The following is a 16,455-nucleotide window of genomic DNA, read 5'->3' as shown; positions in this document are numbered from 1 at the left end:
CCGTTCTCCTCGTGGGAATCGATGAGCACGCTCAGTATCCCATGGGGGGTAAAGCGGTTTTCCCGGGCGCGATGCCGTCTGGGAGAATGGTGCGTCAGCCGTTGACCGTACGGCTGCCCTGGAGAAAGAAGGACGTGCCGATCGTGGCTCAGAGCACCGAGACCACCGACTGGGTCTCCCGTTTCGCGGATGAGGTCATCGAGGAGTCGGAGCGTCGGGCCCCGGGCAAACCGGTCGTCGTCGCGTCCGGGCTGTCCCCCTCGGGCCCCATCCACCTGGGCAACCTGCGCGAGGTCATGACCCCGCACCTGGTCGCCGACGAGATCCGGCGCCGCGGACACCAGGTCCGGCACCTGATCTCCTGGGACGACTACGACCGCTACCGCAAGGTGCCCAAGGGCATCGAGGGCGTCTCCGACGAGACCCACCTCCAGCACATCGGCAAGCCGCTGACGTCGGTCCCCGCGCCGGCCGGTTCCGCGTACCCGAACTGGGCCGAGCACTTCAAGGCCGCCATGGTCGAGTCGCTCGCCGAGCTGGGCGTGGAGTTCGACGGGATCAGCCAGACCGCGCAGTACACCTCCGGCGTGTACCGCGAGCAGGTCCTGCACGCCATGAAGCACCGCGGTGACATCGACGCCGTCCTCGCCCAGTACCGCACCAAGCCCAAGGCCGGCGCCAAGAAGTCGCAGAAGCCCCTGGACGAGGCCGAGCTGGAGGCCGCCGAGGGCTCCGGCGCGGCCGGCGAGGACGACGGCAGCTCCTCCGCCGGGTACTTCCCGTACAAGCCCTACTGCGGCAACTGCGAGAAGGACCTCACCACCGTCACCTCGTACGTCGACGACACCACCGAGCTGTCGTACACCTGCGACGAGTGCGGCTTCTCCGAGACCGTCCGGCTCAACGAGTTCAACCGCGGCAAGCTGGTCTGGAAGGTCGACTGGCCCATGCGGTGGGCGTACGAGGGCGTCGTCTTCGAGCCGAGCGGCGTCGACCACTCGTCCCCCGGGTCCTCCTTCCAGGTCGGCGGGCAGATCGTCGGGATCTTCGGCGGCAAGCAGCCCATCGGGCCCATGTACGCCTTCGTCGGCATCAGCGGCATGGCGAAGATGTCCTCCTCGCGCGGCGGGGTGCCCACCCCGGCCGACGCGCTGAAGATCATGGAGCCGCAGATCCTGCGCTGGCTCTACGCCCGCCGCCGCCCCAACCAGTCCTTCAAGATCGCCTTCGACCAGGAGATCCAGCGGCTCTACGACGAGTGGGACAAGCTGGACGGGAAGGTGGCCGACGGCTCCGCGCTGCCCGCCGACGTCGCCGCCCACTCCCGTGCCGTGCGCACGGCGGGCGGGGAGCTGCCGCGCACGGCCCGCCCGCTGCCGTACCGGACGCTCGCGTCCGTCGCCGACATCACCGCCGGGCACCAGGACCAGGCGCTGCGGATCCTCTCCGAGCTGGACCCGGAGAACCCGCTGGGCTCGCTCGACGAGGCCCGGCCCCGGTACGACAAGGCCGAGGCCTGGATCAACACGCAGGTGCCCGCCGACCAGCGGACCATCGTGCGTGACGAGCCCGACGCCGAACTGCTGAAGTCCCTCGACGAGGCCTCCCAGCAATCGCTGCGGCTCCTGCTCGACGGCCTCGCCGAGCACTGGTCGCTGGACGGGCTGACCCACCTCGTCTACGGCGTGCCCAAGGTGCAGGCCGGGTTCCCCGCGGACGCCACGCCCAAGGAACTGCCGGCCGAGATCAAGACCGCCCAGCGGACGTTCTTCGCCCTGCTGTACCACCTGCTGGTCGGACGGGACACCGGGCCGCGACTGCCCACGCTGCTCCTCGCGGTGGGGCAGGAGCGGGTGCGGGCCCTGCTCGGGGAGTAGGACCGGGTAAGGCGTTGAGGGGCCCTCGGTCGAGGGCCCCTCAGTTCTATGCGATGTGGTTCTCTTCCAGCTCGGCGTTGTAGAGCTTCGTGAACCGGTTGACCAGGCGCTTGGCCTCGTCCGGCAGGAGCGTGGTGCCGTACTCCGCCTCGACGTTCTCGCTGAACTCACGCGGGGTCGGGTAGCCCGTGCCGCCGATCGACTTCTTGAAGACCTGGTAGTAGTCGTCCTCGGTCGGATCCGCCGGTTCCGGGGGGCCGCCGCCCTCGCCCAACTGGCGGGTGCGGTTGCCCGTCACCGGGATCGGGAAGGTGCCCGTGTCCTCCGGGGACGGTTCCTGGACCGGGGGCTCCTCCTCGTACTGGTCGCGGTACTGGTCGGCCTGTTGCTGCTCCGAGTACCACTCCTCGAGTTGGTCCTGCGGGTTGTACTGGGAGTCATAGCCGCCCTGGTACTCGACCTGGCGAGGCGTGTTGAACCAGTCCTGCACATACTCCTGTTGCCCGGCGTCGGGAGCGACGACCAGCTCGGGGCGCTGCTGGCCGGGCGGGGCCGAAGCCTGGTCGGGCACGCCCACCGGAGGCGCCGCCTCCGGCACCAGCGCCTGCTTAGGCGCCGGCGGCAGCAGCGCCGGCTCGATCCCCGCCGCCGCGAGACCCGCCGGAGCGGTGTCGGCCAGCGGAACGCCGTACTTCGCCAGCCGCAGCGGCATCAGCGACTCCACCGGAGCCTTCCGGCGCCAGCCACGGCCGAAACGGGAGCGCAGCCGGGCCTGGTAGACCAGCCGCTCCTGCTCCAGCTTGATGACCTGGTCGTAGCGGCGCAGCTCCCACAGCTTCATCCGGCGCCACAACAGGAACGTCGGCACGGGCGAGAGCAGCCAGCGGGTGAGGCGGACGCCCTCCATGTGCTTGTCGGCCGTGATGTCCGCTATTCGGCCGATCGCGTGCCGGGCGGCCTCCACGGCCACCACGAACAGGATCGGGATCACCGCGTGCATGCCGACACCCAGCGGGTCGGGCCACGCCGCCGCGCCGTTGAACGCGATCGTCGCCGCCGTCAGCAGCCAGGCCGTCTGCCGCAGCAGCGGGAACGGTATGCGGATCCAGGTCAGCAGGAGGTCCAGGGCGAGCAGGACACAGATGCCCGCGTCGATGCCGATCGGGAACACATAGCTGAAGTTCCCGAAGCCCTTCTGGATGGCCAGCTCTCGGACGGCCGCGTACGAACCGGCGAAGCCGATGCCGGCGATGATCACGGCGCCGAACACGACCACGCCGATGAGAACGCGGTGCATCCGAGTCAGCTGTGGTGGCGCGGCCACTCGTACTCCCCTCCCCTTACGTGTTGTTGCGCGCAACAGGGTGGCACATCCGTACGGCGTACGTGCTTCCGGTACGCCGCGAGCCCGGCCCCCCAAGGGACCGGGCTCGCACAAGAGGCGCGGCTGAGCTGCGAGTTGTGACGCGGCGCGGGGCCAGGTGTGACGGTCAGCTCTTCTTCGCCGCTGACTTCGACGGGGAACTGGACGCCGACTTCGACGGGCTCTTCGAGGGAGACTTCGAAGCCGACTTCGAAGGGGCGCTGCTCGGCGTGCCCGCATCGCCGCCGCCGTTCTGCTTCGCCACCGCGGCCACGACCTCCTTGGCCGCCTTCTGCGCCAGCTTGTTCAGCGTGTCCGCGCTCGGCGCCTTCTCGCCGGCGAAGCCCGCGCCGTTGTAGTCGAGCGTGACGACCACGTTCTCCGCCCGGGCCACGACCGTCTCCTGCTTGAAGGAGCCCTCCTTCTTCTTCAGGTCGTAGCGCACCGCCGTGGCCTCGTCGCCCACCCCGGCGACCGGCTCCGACTTGGTGTTCTTCGCGCCGGACACCGAACGCGCGTCCTGCACCTGCGTCTCGAAGTAGTCCTGCGCCAGCTTGGCGCCCGAGCCGCGCGTGACATCGGACTCGAAGCGCAGCATGGACACACTCAGCCAGCGGAACTGCGAGCCCTTCACCCCATTGCTGTCGAGGCTGCTCCAGGAGCAGGAGCCACGCGTCGACGCGTCGTCCGAGGTGCCCTTCTTGCCGGACTTGGCCTCCGGGACCAGATCCTCCAGCGTCTTCTTCGCCAGCACCTTGCACGGTTCGGGAAGCGACTTGTACACGGCCGCCTGCACCGTCGGCGACGGGCTCTCGGACGGCGACGCCGACGACTTCGTGCTGCTGTCGGCCGCCTTGTCCTCCGAGCCGGAGTCCGACGAGCACCCCGCGGCGACCAGCATCACGGGCACGGCTGCCGCGCCGACAAGGATGCGGCGCAGGCCCCTCACCCGCAGCTCGCGCTGGTCACGCCGGTCCCTCCCCCACTGCCCGAAAGGCGTGGGAGGGGCCCCCAGGTCTCGCTCTACTGCTCGCTGCATGGTTCCTTCACTCATGGCTGACACTCGTGGTTCCTGCGGTCGGATCGGGTCCGAGGGGCCACGGTACGCGGTGAAGGAGCTGTGTGGTCTCGTTTCGGTTACGTCGCACAAGGGGGTGGAGGTGTGAACGAGCGGCGCTAGTCCGCCAGCTCGTCCGCCAGTTGTGCGGCCAGTTTCTGGGCCCTGTCCTGCATTTCCTCACTGTCCGGAACCACGCCGACGGTGGCCGGCTGCTCCTCGTACTCGATCGTCACGATCACATTGGACGTGCGGAACGCCACAGTCACCTTGCGCTGCTGGGCCGTCGAACCGGAGCCGCCGAGCACATCGTCGAGGAAGGCCTCGTCCCCGAGGTCGTCCAGCACGCGCGGCTGGAGGTCGGCGGAGGGCAGGGCGGACGTGGAAGTGGAGGGGGAGGGCGAACCGGACGACGAGGCGGACGGGGACGCCGAGTTCGACGCCGACGCCGAGGGCGAACCGCTCGGATCGGCGGACGGGGAATCCTCGCCGTCGCCGGTGCCGGCGCTCGCCGGCTCGGGGAGGTCGGCCGCGTCCACCCTGGTCGCGAAGAGCGTCTCCGCCTCGCTGTCGTCGCTGACCGCCGTGTCGTACGACACCACGCGCTCGAAATCGACGAAGAGATGATGCGTGGCGTCGGCCGACTCGACCTTCCAACGGCAGCCGACCTTGCGGTCGGTGTCGTAGGTGAGCGTCGGGGTGCCCTCGTACGCCTTCTCCTGCTGCTCCGCGTCGGTGAGCTGCTGGATGCCGGGCAGCAGCGAGTCGAGGGTGTCCTCGCCGACCACCCCGCACGGCTCGGGCAGGGTGCGGTACCGGCCGGGCTCCGCCGGCGCAGCCGCCGTACCGGAGTCGCCGGGGTTGGAGTCGTCGGTCGTGCCGCCGCTGTCGGAGCTGCCGGTGCAGCCGGCCAGCAGCGCCGCGAGGAGGGCGGCGACGCCGGATACGTACGCCTTCCGCTGCACGGTCAGGCTCCTCTCACGGTGGCTGTGTGGTCGGTCCGATGCCGGTCTCTCAGTGTCCCCGCTGGTTAATCGCTTGCCGTACGGGGGCGCCCACTGGAGACAATGTGTATCGCACGCACTGCCGTGGACGCCGGTCCGTTGTCCCATTTCTTCGACCCTGGCGCCGGTATTGCGATTTAAGACTTCTGTTTGTTTCCGGGGGATTGAGGACGATATGTCGTACGTGGAAATGCCGGGCGCGAAGGTTCCCATCCGCATGTGGGCCGACCCGGCGACGGTCGAGGACGGCGCGCTGCAGCAGCTGCGCAACGTCGCGACTCTGCCGTGGATCAAGGGCCTGGCGGTCATGCCGGACGTCCACTACGGGAAGGGCGCGACGGTCGGGTCCGTCATCGCCATGCACGGGGCCGTGTGTCCTGCGGCGGTGGGGGTGGACATCGGGTGCGGGATGTCGGCCGTCAGGACGTCCCTCACCGCGAATGATCTGCCGGGGGATCTGTCGCGGCTGCGGTCGAAGATCGAGCAGGCGATTCCGGTGGGGCGGGGGATGCATGACAGCCCTGTGGATCCGGGGCGGCTGCACGGGTTCGGTACGGCGGGGTGGGACGACTTCTGGGGGCGGTTCGACGGGATCGCGGAAGCGGTCAAGTTCCGTCAGGAACGTGCCACGAAGCAGATGGGAACGCTCGGGTCCGGCAACCACTTCGTCGAGGTGTGCACGGACACGACCGGTTCCGTCTGGCTGATGCTGCACTCCGGTTCCCGCAACATCGGCAAGGAACTGGCCGAGTTCCACATCGGCGTGGCCCAGAAGCTCCCGCACAACCAGGGCCTGGTCGACCGCGACCTCGCCGTCTTCATCGCGGACACCCCGCAGATGGCGGCGTACCGCAACGACCTGTTCTGGGCGCAGGAGTACGCCAAGTACAACCGCACGCTGATGATGGGGCTCCTGAAGGACGTGATCCGCAAGGAGTTCAAGAAGGCGAAGCCCACCTTCGAGTCCGAGATCAGCGCGCACCACAACTACGTCGCCGAGGAGCGCTACGACGGCATGGACCTGCTCGTGACCCGTAAGGGCGCGATCCGGGCCGGGTCCGGCGAGTACGGCATCATCCCCGGCTCCATGGGCACGGGTTCGTACATCGTGAAGGGTCTCGGCAACGAGAAGGCCTTCAACTCGGCGTCGCACGGCGCGGGTCGGCGCATGAGCCGTAACGCGGCGAAGCGTCGCTTCACGACGAAGGACCTGGCGGAGCAGACGCAGGGCGTGGAGTGCCGTAAGGACTCCGGTGTCGTGGACGAGATCCCGGGCGCGTACAAGCCGATCGAGCACGTCATCGATCAGCAGCGGGACCTCGTGGAGGTCGTGGCGAAGCTGAAGCAGGTCGTCTGTGTGAAGGGCTGACGGACGGGCCCCCGGTGCGAGCCGGGGGCCTTTTCGCTCACTTCGGGGCGTGCGTCACCGCGTAGATCATCACGAACGCCACGATGTGGATGCCGAAGAGGAAGTAGCCGAGCCACCACCACATCTGGCGTTCGTTGTGCGGGTCCTTGCGGGGGGACTTGTCGTCGTCCGGCACTACAGCTCCCTGTGGACCTTGGTGTTGGAGGCCTGGGCGCGTGGGCGCACGACCAGCAGGTCGATGTTGACGTGGCTGGGGCGGGTGACCGCCCAGGTGATGGTGTCGGCCACGTCGGAGGCGGTGAGGGGGTCCGCCACGCCTTCGTAGACCTTGGCCGCCTTGGCCTCGTCGCCCGCGAAGCGGGTCAGGGCGAACTCGTCCGTCCTCACCATGCCGGGGGCGATCTCGATCACGCGGACCGGGCGGCCGACGATCTCCAGGCGGAGGGTTTCGGCGAGGACGTGGGTGCCGTGCTTGGCGGCGACATAGCCACCGCCGCCCTCGTAGGTGCCGAGGCCCGCGGTCGAGGAGACGACGACCACCGTGCCGTCGCCGCTCGCCTCCAGCTTGGGGAGCAGGGCCTGGGTGAGGTTCAGGGTGCCGATGACGTTGGTCTCGTACATCGTGCGCCAGTCGGCCGGGTCGCCGGTCGCCACCGGGTCGGCGCCGAGTGCGCCGCCGGCGTTGTTGACCAGGACGCCGATCGCCTTGAAGGCCGTGGCGAACTCGTCCACCGCCTCGCGGTCCGTCACATCCAGCTGGTAGGGCGTCGCGGAGTGGCCCGCCGTGTTGATCTCCTCCGCCAGGGCCTCGATGCGGTCCTTGCGGCGGGCCGTCAGGACCACCCGGTAGCCCGCCGCCGCGAGCTGACGTGCCGTGGCGGCTCCGATGCCGCTGCTCGCACCGGTCACTACGGCGATGCGGGAGGCGGCGGACGGTGCGGCGCTGGGCATGGCTGCTCCTCGGGAGAATCCGGTCCGGTCGGGTCGGGACCTGTCCGGCCAGGATAGGCGGGCCGCGCGGTGGGACAATGAGACGGGTGATCCCTGGGCAGGAGGTGGATCATGGGACAGGCACGTGAGGTCATGGACCGGCTCACCGTGGCGATCACCACGGCGGACCCCGACGCGATCGCCGGTCTCTACGCCAAGGACGCGGTCGCCGTCACCCCGGACGGCGGGGAGCTCCACGGCCGCGAGGACATCACCGCGTACTGGCGTCAGATGACCAAGGCGGTCCCGGACGGCAACTACGAGTCGGTGCACTCGTACGAGGTCGGCAACACCGCCATCGACGAGGGTGTCTTCACCGGCCGCAACACCGGGCCGATCCAGCTGCCGACCGGCGAGACGCTGCCCGCGACCCAGAAGGAGATCCGGATCCGCGGGGTCGACTTCGCCACGGTCGACGACAGTGGGCAGATCGTCGACTACCGGCTCTACTTCGACGAGATGGAGTTCCTGGGGCAGCTGGGGCTGCTGCCGCCCGAGTGAGTGCGCCCCCGGTCAATCGCCCCGCGGCGCGTACATGATCACCGCCATGCCCGCGAGGCAGATCAGCGCGCCCATGACGTCCCAGCGGTCGGGGCGGTAGCCGTCGGCGACCATGCCCCAGGCCAGTGAACCGGCGACGAAGACACCGCCGTACGCGGCGAGGATGCGGCCGAACTCGGCGTCGGGCTGGAGCGTGGCGATGAAGCCGTAGGCGCCCAGGGCCATGACTCCGGCGCCGATCCACAGCCAGCCGCGGTGCTCGCGCACGCCCTGCCAGACCAGCCAGGCGCCACCGATCTCGAAGAGGGCGGCGACGACGAAGAGGGCGGCGGAGCGGACGATCAGCATGGCGCTCAGCTTGGCATGTCGCCCTCCGGGGCCCTCGTGTCACCTGTTGGACGGCGTCTGCCGGGTGCCGTGCGTGGGATATATCGCTACGACCTGTGGAGTGAGGAGTGGCGGTATGCGGCGGATGCGGGGTGCTGTGGTGGGCGGGGCGGCGGCCGTGGTGACGGCGGCGATCGGCGGGATGACCGCGGCTCCGGCCGCGGGGGCGGTGGGGGCTCCGGTGGCGGGGCTCGCCTATCACGGTTCCGTCGACATGGTGGGCGGCCGGGTCGACGTACGGTTCACGCCGCACAACCACGGGACGGCCGCCGTGCCGGACTCGACGGTGCGGATTCGCTGGTCACAGCCGCTGGCGGACGCGCAGACGCTGCCGGCGGGGTGTGCGCGGGCGGAGGAACGGGCGGTGCTGTGCCGGGTGGGGGCGCTGGGCGCGGACGCGGTGGGGCAGCAGATCGGCTTGCGGGTGTGGCTGCGGGACGCGCCCGCGGAGGAGGTCGTGCTGGAGTTCGACACGGTGTGGAGCGGCGGGGAGGGGGAGGAGAAGAGGGAGGGCCGGGGGAACGATCAGCAGCGGGTGCTGGTGCTGGAGACGGGGGATACGTACTACTTCTAGCTACTTGCCAGCGAGTGCTGGCTACTTCTGGTTTCGCTGTCTGCCCTCCGTCCCTTGTGCGTACGCCCCCGGCGGCACCCCCACCGTCGCGGTGAAGTCCCGTACCAGATGGGCCTGGTCGGCATAGCCGAGGTCGGTGGCGAGGGTCGCCCAGTCGATGTCGGTGTGGGTGCCGGCGTGGTTGAGGGCCTCGTGGATGCGGTAGCGCAGGATGCACCACTTGGGGCTGACGCCGACGTGGGTCGAGAAGAGGCGTTGCAGGGCCCGTATCGACAGGCCATGGGTCTCGGCGAGGTCGCCGACGCGGCGGACCGTGCGGTCGGTGCGGATGTTCCGGACGAGGGCCATGGCGAGGTCGGCCTGGGGGTCGGGGGTGTGGGGGAGGGCCAGGAGGAAGGTGTCGAGGGCGGTCACGCGCGTGTGGTCGTCGGTGGGGGTGACGATCGTGCGGGCGGCGTCGGCCGTCGCCGTGGGGAAGACCTCCTCGGCGGGCAGGGCGCGGCCCGTCCAGCGGGACGTCGGCGTCCCGGGGGTGTAGGGACGGAATCCGCCGGGGCGGAACTTCACTCCGCAGACCCGGCCCCGGCCGGTCAGCTTGCGGGTGTACAGGCCGAGCGCGACGCCGGTGACCTCGGCGTACGGCGGTCCCTCGGCCTCGTCCCACTGGAAGGTGAGGTTCACGGACGGGTGGGGGACGATGTGGGAGGCGTAGGGCTCGGGCAGGTCCCAGTCGATGAGCCAGTACCACTCGACGTACCGGCGCAGCGGCTCGGCGGGCTCGTGGCGGCGGAACCGTACGCGGGTCAGCAGTTCGGACGGGTCGACGATCCCGCGGGTGTCGTGGCGGGGTGCCTCCATGACGGGATCGTATGTCGCGTTTCTTCAAGAAGGGCGGCCGCCGGGGTGCCTACGGTCGGGGCATGGACGCGAACGGTGTGAAGACGTACGGCATCGGTGAGCTGCTGGCGATGGCGCGCGAGCGGGCGGTCGGGGTGGTGCGGGGCATCCGGGACGCGGACCTCGCCGGTCCGACGCCCTGTGCCGAGTACGACGTGAAGGCCCTGGTCAATCACCTCTACCAGGTGATCGTGCAGTTCCAGCGGCTGGCCGCGAAGGAGGCGTCGGACTTCGGCGACACCCCGGACCGGGTCACGGGGAACGCCGAGTGGCGCGAGGAACTCGCCCGGGAGGCGGACCTGCTGGTGGCGGCCTGGTCCGCGCCCGGGGCCGAGGAGGGGAGGACCGGCGGGATGGACATGCCCGCGCGACTGGTCGGCTCGATGGCGCTGCTCGATCTGACGGTGCATGCGTGGGACCTGGCGCGGGCGACCGGTCAGGACTACCCGGGTGCCGACGAGGCGGTCGTCGCGGAGCTCGCCGGCGCGGTGGACACGCTGGCGCCGACGGCCAGGAAGATGGGGGTGTTCGGGGAGCCGGCTCCCGAGCCGGAGGGCGCGTCACCGTTCGAGCGGCTGCTTGCGCGGACCGGGAGGGATTGCCGCTGGGGCTAGGGCCGAGCGGGGGCGATGGGGGTGCGCCCGCGCGAGGTTGTTCGAGCGTGGGGGAGTCGGCGAGTGACGACAACGCGGCTGGGGTCCCCTCACGTCTTTAGGGCGGTGGGGGAGGGCGTGCCAGACCCCGCGACGCCGGCGTGATCCGCCGGACAGGCTCTGGCCACGACGGGCCGGGAATAGTCCGCCCAGGGTCTCCGTTCTCGGGTATAGTTGAACCGTCAACAACCTGGAGGGTGAGCGACCATGCAGTTCGGGATCTTCAGCGTCGGCGATGTGACGCCGGACCCCACCACGGGCCGTACGCCGACCGAGCGCGACCGCATCAAGGCCATGGTCGCCATCGCGCTGAAGGCCGAGGAGGTCGGACTCGACGTCTTCGCGACCGGTGAGCACCACAACCCGCCGTTCGTGCCGTCGTCGCCGACGACGATGCTCGGCTACATCGCGGCGCGGACCGAGCGGCTGGTGCTGTCCACCTCCACCACGCTCATCACCACCAACGACCCGGTGAAGATCGCCGAGGACTTCGCGATGCTCCAGCATCTGGCCGACGGGCGAGTCGACCTGATGATGGGGCGCGGGAACACCGGCCCGGTCTATCCCTGGTTCGGGCAGGACATCCGGCAGGGCATCAACCTCGCCGTCGAGAACTACGCCCTGCTGCACCGGCTCTGGCGCGAGGACGTCGTGGACTGGGAGGGCAAGTTCCGTACGCCGCTCCAGGGCTTCACCTCCACGCCCCGCCCGCTGGACGGCGTCCCGCCCTTCGTCTGGCACGGCTCCATCCGCTCCCCGGAGATCGCCGAGCAGGCCGCGTACTACGGCGACGGCTTCTTCCACAACAACATCTTCTGGCCGGCCGACCACACCAAGCGGATGGTCGAGCTCTACCGGAGCCGCTACGCCCACTACGGGCACGGCACCGCCGAGCAGGCGATCGTCGGGCTCGGGGGCCAGGTCTTCATGCGGAAGAACTCTCAGGACGCGGTGCGCGAGTTCCGGCCCTACTTCGACAACGCGCCGGTCTACGGCCACGGGCCCTCCCTGGAGGACTTCACGGAGCAGACCCCGCTCACCGTCGGCTCCCCGCAGCAGGTGATCGAGAAGACGCTCGCCTTCCGCGACTACGCCGGTGACTACCAGCGCCAGCTGTTCCTGATGGACCACGCCGGGCTGCCCCTCAAGACCGTCCTGGAGCAGCTCGACCTGCTCGGGGAAGAGGTCGTGCCGGTGCTGCGCAAGGAGTTCGCGAACGGCCGTCCGGCCGAGGTGCCCGAGGCGCCCACGCACGCCTCCCTGCTCGCCGCCAAGGAGGTGACCGTCGCATGAGGATCGTCGTCGTGTCCGCGGGGCTGAGTGTCCCGTCCTCCACGCGGCTGCTGGGTGACCGGCTGGCCGCGGCGGTCGGCAGGCACTCGGGCGCCGCCGTCGAGTTCGAGGTCGTCGAGCTGCGCGACCTCGCCGTGGAGATCGCGCACCACCTCACCAACGGGTTTCCGGGGCGGAAGCTGGGCGCGGCGATCGATGCCGTGACCTCGGCGGATGGGCTGATCGTCGTCACGCCCGTCTTCTCCGCGTCGTACAGCGGGTTGTTCAAGTCGTTCTTCGATGTGATCGAGAAGGACGCGCTGGCGGGCATGCCGGTGCTGATCGCCGCGACGGGCGGCACGGCCCGGCACTCGCTGGTCCTTGACCATGCGCTGCGTCCGCTGTTCGCGTATCTGCGGGCCGTGGTCGTCCCGACCGGGGTGTACGCCGCCTCGGAGGACTGGGGTGCGCAGGGCCTGGACGGGCGGATCGAGCAGGCTGCGGGGGAGCTGGTGGGGATGATGGCCGGACGTGCTGCCAGGAGGACGGCTGAGCCCGAGGTGGTGCCGTTCGCGGAGCGGCTGGCGGCGCTTTCGGGATCGTCCGGAGCCTGAGGATCTCTCAGCCCGTCCGGCGTTTGAGGACGAGGCCGTTCAGGCCGAAGCGGGGGTCTGGGGGCGGCAGCCCCCATGGCGGCGGTGTGAGGGTGAGATCCCAGTAAGAAGGGTGATCGTAAGCTCCCTCACACGGCCGAACCGCCGGAGGCCTTGGCACTATGAACCCGTGTCCCAGACTGTTCTCCTCGCCGAAGACGACCGCGCCATCCGCCACGCCCTGGAGCGGGCGCTGACCCTGGAGGGCTACCAGGTCACCGCGGTCGCCGACGGGGTCGAGGCGCTGGCGCAGGCCCATCGCACGCCGCCGGACGTGCTCGTACTGGATGTGATGATGCCCGGCATAGACGGGCTCCAGGTCTGCCGGGTGCTGCGCGCCGAGGGCGACCGCACCCCGATCCTGATGCTTACGGCGCTCGTGGAGACCCAGGACCGCATCGCCGGTCTGGACGCGGGCGCCGATGACTATGTGGTGAAGCCCTTCGATGTGGAGGAGGTCTTCGCCCGGTTGCGTGCCCTGCTGCGCCGTACCAGTGAGACGAACGGCGCTGCCCCCGTCGACGTACCGAAGCAGCCCGCGCCCGAGGTGTCCGGGCGGCTGATCGAGGCGGCGGGGCTGCGGATGGACCCGCAGGCGCGGCGGGCCTGGCGGGACGGGCGGGAGCTGGAGCTGACGCGGACCGAGTTCGAGCTGCTCGAACTGCTGGTGCGCAACTCCGGGATCGTCCTCGACCACTCCACGATCTACGACCGTATCTGGGGCTACGACTTCGGCCCCGGGTCGAAGAACCTCGCGGTCTACGTCGGCTATCTGCGCCGCAAACTCGATGCGCCGGGCGCGCCGCAGCTGATCCACACGGTGCGTGGCGTGGGTTACGTGCTGCGGGAGGACTGAGTGGGCGCCGGCCGGGCGGGACGCCGGTTCGCCCGGCTGCTGACGGGACGGCGGCGGACGGGGCTGGTCTCGCTGCGCTCCACCTTCGCCGTGTCCTTCGCGGCCGTGACCGCCGTGGTCACCGTCCTCGTCGGGCTGCTGTCCTACACCGCCGCCGCCCGGCTGGTGCGGGTCGACCAGGAGTCCGTGTTCGACGAGGTCGTGCAGGACCTGCGGGGCGAGGTGCGGCAGCGGTCGATGAGCCCGCAGGACTTTTCGTCCTCCGCGCCGGGGCATGATCTCGTACGACCCGCCCGTACGGATGTGCAGGTACTGGGCCCCGATGGCGCTGTCGTCGACCCCGGGCGGCCGGGGCTGCCGGTCACGGCCGGGGACCGGCGGATCGCGGGCGACGGTACCGCCGGGACGATGGTCCAGTACCGGGACGTCGGGGTCGGCAGCGATGTGTACCGCGTCGCCACCGTCGCGCTCGGCGGGGGGCGGGGCGCGGTGCAGATCGCCCAGGAGTTCAGCGACACCGAGGATCTGCTGCGGGCGCTCCAGCAGCGGACGCTGCTGCTGATGGCGGCCGTGGTGACGCTCGCGGGGCTGTTCGGGTGGTGGCTGGCCCGGCGGATCACGCGCCGGCTGGTGGTGCTCACCGATGCCGCCGAGGACGTCGCCCGTACGCGGCGGCTGGGCATTCAGGTGCCGGTCACCGGGTACGACGAGGTCGGCCGGCTGGGGCGGGCCTTCGACCGGATGCTGGGGCGGCTGGCCCAGTCCGAGGAGGACCAGCGGCGGCTGGTGCAGGACGCGGGGCATGAGCTTCGTACGCCGCTGACGTCCCTGCGTACGAACATCTCGCTCCTGCGCCGGATCGATGAGCTGCCGCCCGGCACGCGTGAGGAGCTGGTGGCCGATCTGGGGCAGGAGGCCCGTGAACTGACCGATCTCGTCAATGAGTTGGTCGATCTGGCGGCCGGGCAGTCGGATGCCGAGCCTGTGCGACGGGTGGATCTCGCCGAGATCGCGGAGGATGTGGCCGTCGTCGCCCGGCGGCGTACCGGGCGGCGGATTCTTGTGCGTGCGAGTGGTGATACGGCGGTGCAGGGGCGGGCGGGGATGCTTCAGCGGGCGGTCACGAATCTTGTGGAGAACGCGGCGAAGTTCGACCGTGACGGCAGTGCGGCGATCGAGATCAATGTCGCCGGGCCTGCTCGGCCGGGGGTGGTGCGGGTCGAGGTGCTCGACCGGGGGCCCGGGATCGCCGAGGACGATCTGATTCGGGTTTTTGACCGGTTCTATCGGGCTGCTGATGCGCGGTCGCTGCCGGGGTCGGGGCTGGGGCTCTCGATTGTGCGGGAGGTGGCGTTGGCGCATTCGGGGGCGCCGTTCGCGGTGCGGAGGGAGGGTGGGGGGACGGCTATCGGGTTCACGGTGGGTGGGGTGGGCTGAGGGCGGGGGTTTGTGCGCGGGTGTGGGCGTGTGCGGGTGGGTGGGCACGCGGCCTTCGGCCGCGTCGGGTGTTCCCACCCGCACCACCCGCACCGCCCGTGCGAGTTTCGTGGTCGGGTGCGGGTGGCCCTTGTGGGGCCTCTTCGCCGTCGGCGGCTGCGGATGCCTCGTCCGAATGCGGCACCATCTGATCGGGCGTGCTGTGCGTCGCGTCATGTCGGTGGCCGTGGGGAGGAGTGTCATCGTGCTCAGTGATGTCGAGCGGGCCGTGCTCGACGGGATCGATGAAGCCGGTATCGGGCGGGCGCTGCTGGAGTTGATCTCCGTGCCCAGTGTGACCGGTAGTGCGGCCGAGGCGGAGCTTCAGCATCTGCTGGCCGGGCGGCTGGAGCGGCTCGGGCTGGACGTCGATCTGTGGTCCATGGATCTGGACGCGCTGCGCGCGGATCCGGGGTTTCCGGGGGCGGAGGCCGAGCGGGAGGAGGCCTGGGGGCTGGTCGGGGGCATGGGGGACGGTGGGGACGGGCCCGTATTCGTGCTGCAAGGGCATGTGGATGTCGTACCGCCGGGGGATCCTGACGCCTGGGACGGTGATCCGTTCGTGCCGAGGGTCGTCGGGGACGTCGTGCACGGGCGGGGTGCCTGTGACATGAAGGCGGGTCTTGCCGCCCATCTCGCCGTGCTCGGCGCGATACGGGCCGCCGGGGTGCGGCTGCGCGGGCGGGTCGGGGTGCACTTCGTGGTGGGGGAGGAGGACGGCGGGCTGGGTGCCTTCGGCACGCTGTGGCGCGGTCACCGGGGTGACGTGTGCGTGATCGCCGAGCCGACCGGCGGCGACCTCGTCACCGCCAACGCCGGCGCGCTGACCTTCCGGCTCGCCGTGCCGGGCAGGGCGGCGCACGGCAGCGCCCGCGACCAAGGCGTCAGCGCCGTCGACCGCTATCTGCCGCTGCACCGGGCACTGGCCCGGCTCGAGACCGAGCGCAACCGCGACCCACATCCCCTGATGGCCGGGCATCCGATCCCTTACGCCCTGTCCGTGGGCACCGTGCGTGCCGGGGACTGGGCGAGCAGCGTGCCCGATCTGCTGGTCGCCGAGGGGCGGTTGGGGGTGCGGCTCGGGGAGGACCCGGCCGGGGCGCGGGCCGACTTCGAGCGCGTCGTCGCCGAGGCGTGCGCCGCCGACCCCTGGCTCCGGGCGCATCCGGCGACGGTGACCTGGCCGGGCGGGCAGTTCGCCAGCGGGCGGCTGCCGGAGGGGCATCCGCTGCCGGACGTGATCCGGGGCGCCCACGCCGATGCCGGGGGAGTCGCGGAGCCGCGGGAGTGCGGGGCGCCGTACGGGAGCGATCTGCGGCTGTACACCGGGGCCGGGATACCGACCCTGCAGTACGGGCCGGGGGACATCCGGGTGGCGCACAGCGCGCGGGAGCGGGTGGCGGTCCGTGAGGTGGTGGAGGTGGCCCGGACACTGGCGGTCACCGTCCTGCGAACCGTGGGCACCAAGTGAGCCGGGACCTTGAGAGGGTCCTGTGCTCGTCCGTATGAAGTCCCGTGAAAGCGGT

Annotated in this window: 17 protein-coding genes; 10 read left to right on the top strand and 7 right to left on the bottom strand. The window is 70.5% G+C overall.

Annotation, left to right across the window (positions count from 1 at the left end):
• Window positions 1–134: 134 nt before the first annotated feature.
• Entirely contained in the window at window positions 135–1,877 is a 1,743-nt protein-coding gene (lysS, locus tag IE325_RS33130; RefSeq protein ID WP_190073838.1) for a lysine--tRNA ligase, read from the top strand.
• Between the two features lie 46 nt (window positions 1,878–1,923).
• On the opposite strand, the gene IE325_RS33125 is transcribed toward lysS, so the two are convergent.
• The 3 genes from IE325_RS33125 to IE325_RS33115 form a co-directional block, all read right to left on the bottom strand.
• Window positions 1,924–3,201 carry a DUF2637 domain-containing protein gene (locus tag IE325_RS33125; RefSeq protein ID WP_190073799.1) on the bottom strand — a complete coding sequence of 426 codons (1,278 nt, stop codon included), beginning with the start codon at window positions 3,199–3,201 and terminating at the stop codon, window positions 1,924–1,926.
• Between the two features lie 166 nt (window positions 3,202–3,367).
• The gene (locus tag IE325_RS33120; RefSeq protein ID WP_229912173.1) at window positions 3,368–4,279 is read right to left on the bottom strand and encodes a DUF3558 family protein; all 912 of its coding nucleotides are present in this window, start codon (window positions 4,277–4,279) and stop codon (window positions 3,368–3,370) included.
• Between the two features lie 137 nt (window positions 4,280–4,416).
• A complete protein-coding gene (locus tag IE325_RS33115; protein WP_190073797.1) occupies window positions 4,417–5,262 on the bottom strand; it encodes a DUF3558 domain-containing protein in 846 nt (281 codons plus the stop codon).
• A 214-nt stretch (window positions 5,263–5,476) separates the two neighbouring features.
• Here IE325_RS33115 and IE325_RS33110 point away from each other — a divergent pair, with 214 nt between their 5' ends.
• A complete protein-coding gene (locus IE325_RS33110) occupies window positions 5,477–6,670 on the top strand; it encodes an RtcB family protein (protein ID WP_190073796.1) in 1,194 nt (397 codons plus the stop codon).
• Window positions 6,671–6,707: 37 nt separating this feature from the next.
• Here IE325_RS33110 and IE325_RS33105 read toward each other — a convergent pair whose 3' ends face one another.
• The gene (locus tag IE325_RS33105; protein ID WP_190073840.1) at window positions 6,708–6,845 is read right to left on the bottom strand and encodes a hypothetical protein; all 138 of its coding nucleotides are present in this window, start codon (window positions 6,843–6,845) and stop codon (window positions 6,708–6,710) included.
• Window positions 6,845–7,621 (bottom strand): SDR family NAD(P)-dependent oxidoreductase, encoded by a 777-nt coding sequence (locus IE325_RS33100; protein ID WP_190073795.1) that lies wholly within the window; start codon window positions 7,619–7,621, stop codon window positions 6,845–6,847. Before IE325_RS33100 ends, IE325_RS33105 begins: the two co-directional genes overlap by 1 nt.
• A gap of 111 nt (window positions 7,622–7,732) precedes the next feature.
• On the opposite strand from IE325_RS33100, the gene IE325_RS33095 reads away from it, so the two are divergent.
• On the top strand, window positions 7,733–8,161 hold the full coding sequence (locus IE325_RS33095) for an ester cyclase (protein WP_190073794.1): 429 nt from the start codon (window positions 7,733–7,735) through the stop codon (window positions 8,159–8,161).
• A gap of 12 nt (window positions 8,162–8,173) precedes the next feature.
• Here IE325_RS33095 and IE325_RS33090 read toward each other — a convergent pair whose 3' ends face one another.
• A complete protein-coding gene (locus IE325_RS33090; RefSeq protein ID WP_190073793.1) occupies window positions 8,174–8,509 on the bottom strand; it encodes a YnfA family protein in 336 nt (111 codons plus the stop codon).
• A 115-nt stretch (window positions 8,510–8,624) separates the two neighbouring features.
• On the opposite strand from IE325_RS33090, the gene IE325_RS33085 reads away from it, so the two are divergent.
• On the top strand, window positions 8,625–9,122 hold the full coding sequence (locus IE325_RS33085; RefSeq protein ID WP_190073792.1) for a hypothetical protein: 498 nt from the start codon (window positions 8,625–8,627) through the stop codon (window positions 9,120–9,122).
• Window positions 9,123–9,143: 21 nt separating this feature from the next.
• Here the strand turns inward: IE325_RS33085 and IE325_RS33080 are convergent, their stop codons facing one another.
• Window positions 9,144–9,980: a helix-turn-helix domain-containing protein gene (locus tag IE325_RS33080; protein ID WP_190073791.1), complete on the bottom strand. Its 837-nt coding sequence runs from the start codon at window positions 9,978–9,980 to the stop codon at window positions 9,144–9,146.
• 62 nt (window positions 9,981–10,042) lie between these two features.
• Here IE325_RS33080 and IE325_RS33075 point away from each other — a divergent pair, with 62 nt between their 5' ends.
• From IE325_RS33075 to IE325_RS33050, 6 genes are all read left to right on the top strand, one after another.
• Window positions 10,043–10,633: a TIGR03086 family metal-binding protein gene (locus tag IE325_RS33075; RefSeq protein WP_229912172.1), complete on the top strand. Its 591-nt coding sequence runs from the start codon at window positions 10,043–10,045 to the stop codon at window positions 10,631–10,633.
• Between the two features lie 246 nt (window positions 10,634–10,879).
• Window positions 10,880–11,965, top strand: coding sequence for an LLM class flavin-dependent oxidoreductase (locus tag IE325_RS33070; RefSeq protein WP_190073789.1), 1,086 nt, complete (start codon window positions 10,880–10,882; stop codon window positions 11,963–11,965).
• A complete protein-coding gene (locus tag IE325_RS33065) occupies window positions 11,962–12,558 on the top strand; it encodes an FMN reductase (protein ID WP_190073788.1) in 597 nt (198 codons plus the stop codon). The genes IE325_RS33070 and IE325_RS33065 overlap by 4 nt, the downstream gene beginning before the upstream one ends.
• Window positions 12,559–12,727: 169 nt before the next feature.
• Entirely contained in the window at window positions 12,728–13,453 is a 726-nt protein-coding gene (locus IE325_RS33060) for a response regulator transcription factor (RefSeq protein WP_190073787.1), read from the top strand.
• Window positions 13,454–14,890 carry a sensor histidine kinase gene (locus IE325_RS33055; protein ID WP_373315263.1) on the top strand — a complete coding sequence of 479 codons (1,437 nt, stop codon included), beginning with the start codon at window positions 13,454–13,456 and terminating at the stop codon, window positions 14,888–14,890.
• A 244-nt stretch (window positions 14,891–15,134) separates the two neighbouring features.
• A complete protein-coding gene (locus IE325_RS33050) occupies window positions 15,135–16,400 on the top strand; it encodes an ArgE/DapE family deacylase (protein WP_229912171.1) in 1,266 nt (421 codons plus the stop codon).
• Window positions 16,401–16,455: the final 55 nt, after the last annotated feature.

The sequence above is a fragment of the Streptomyces lanatus genome, assembly GCF_014655715.1.
Classification (GTDB): Bacteria; Actinomycetota; Actinomycetes; order Streptomycetales; family Streptomycetaceae; genus Streptomyces; species Streptomyces lanatus.
The sequence above is the reverse complement of the archived record's forward strand: the minus strand, read 5'-3'. Positions and strand labels throughout refer to the sequence as shown.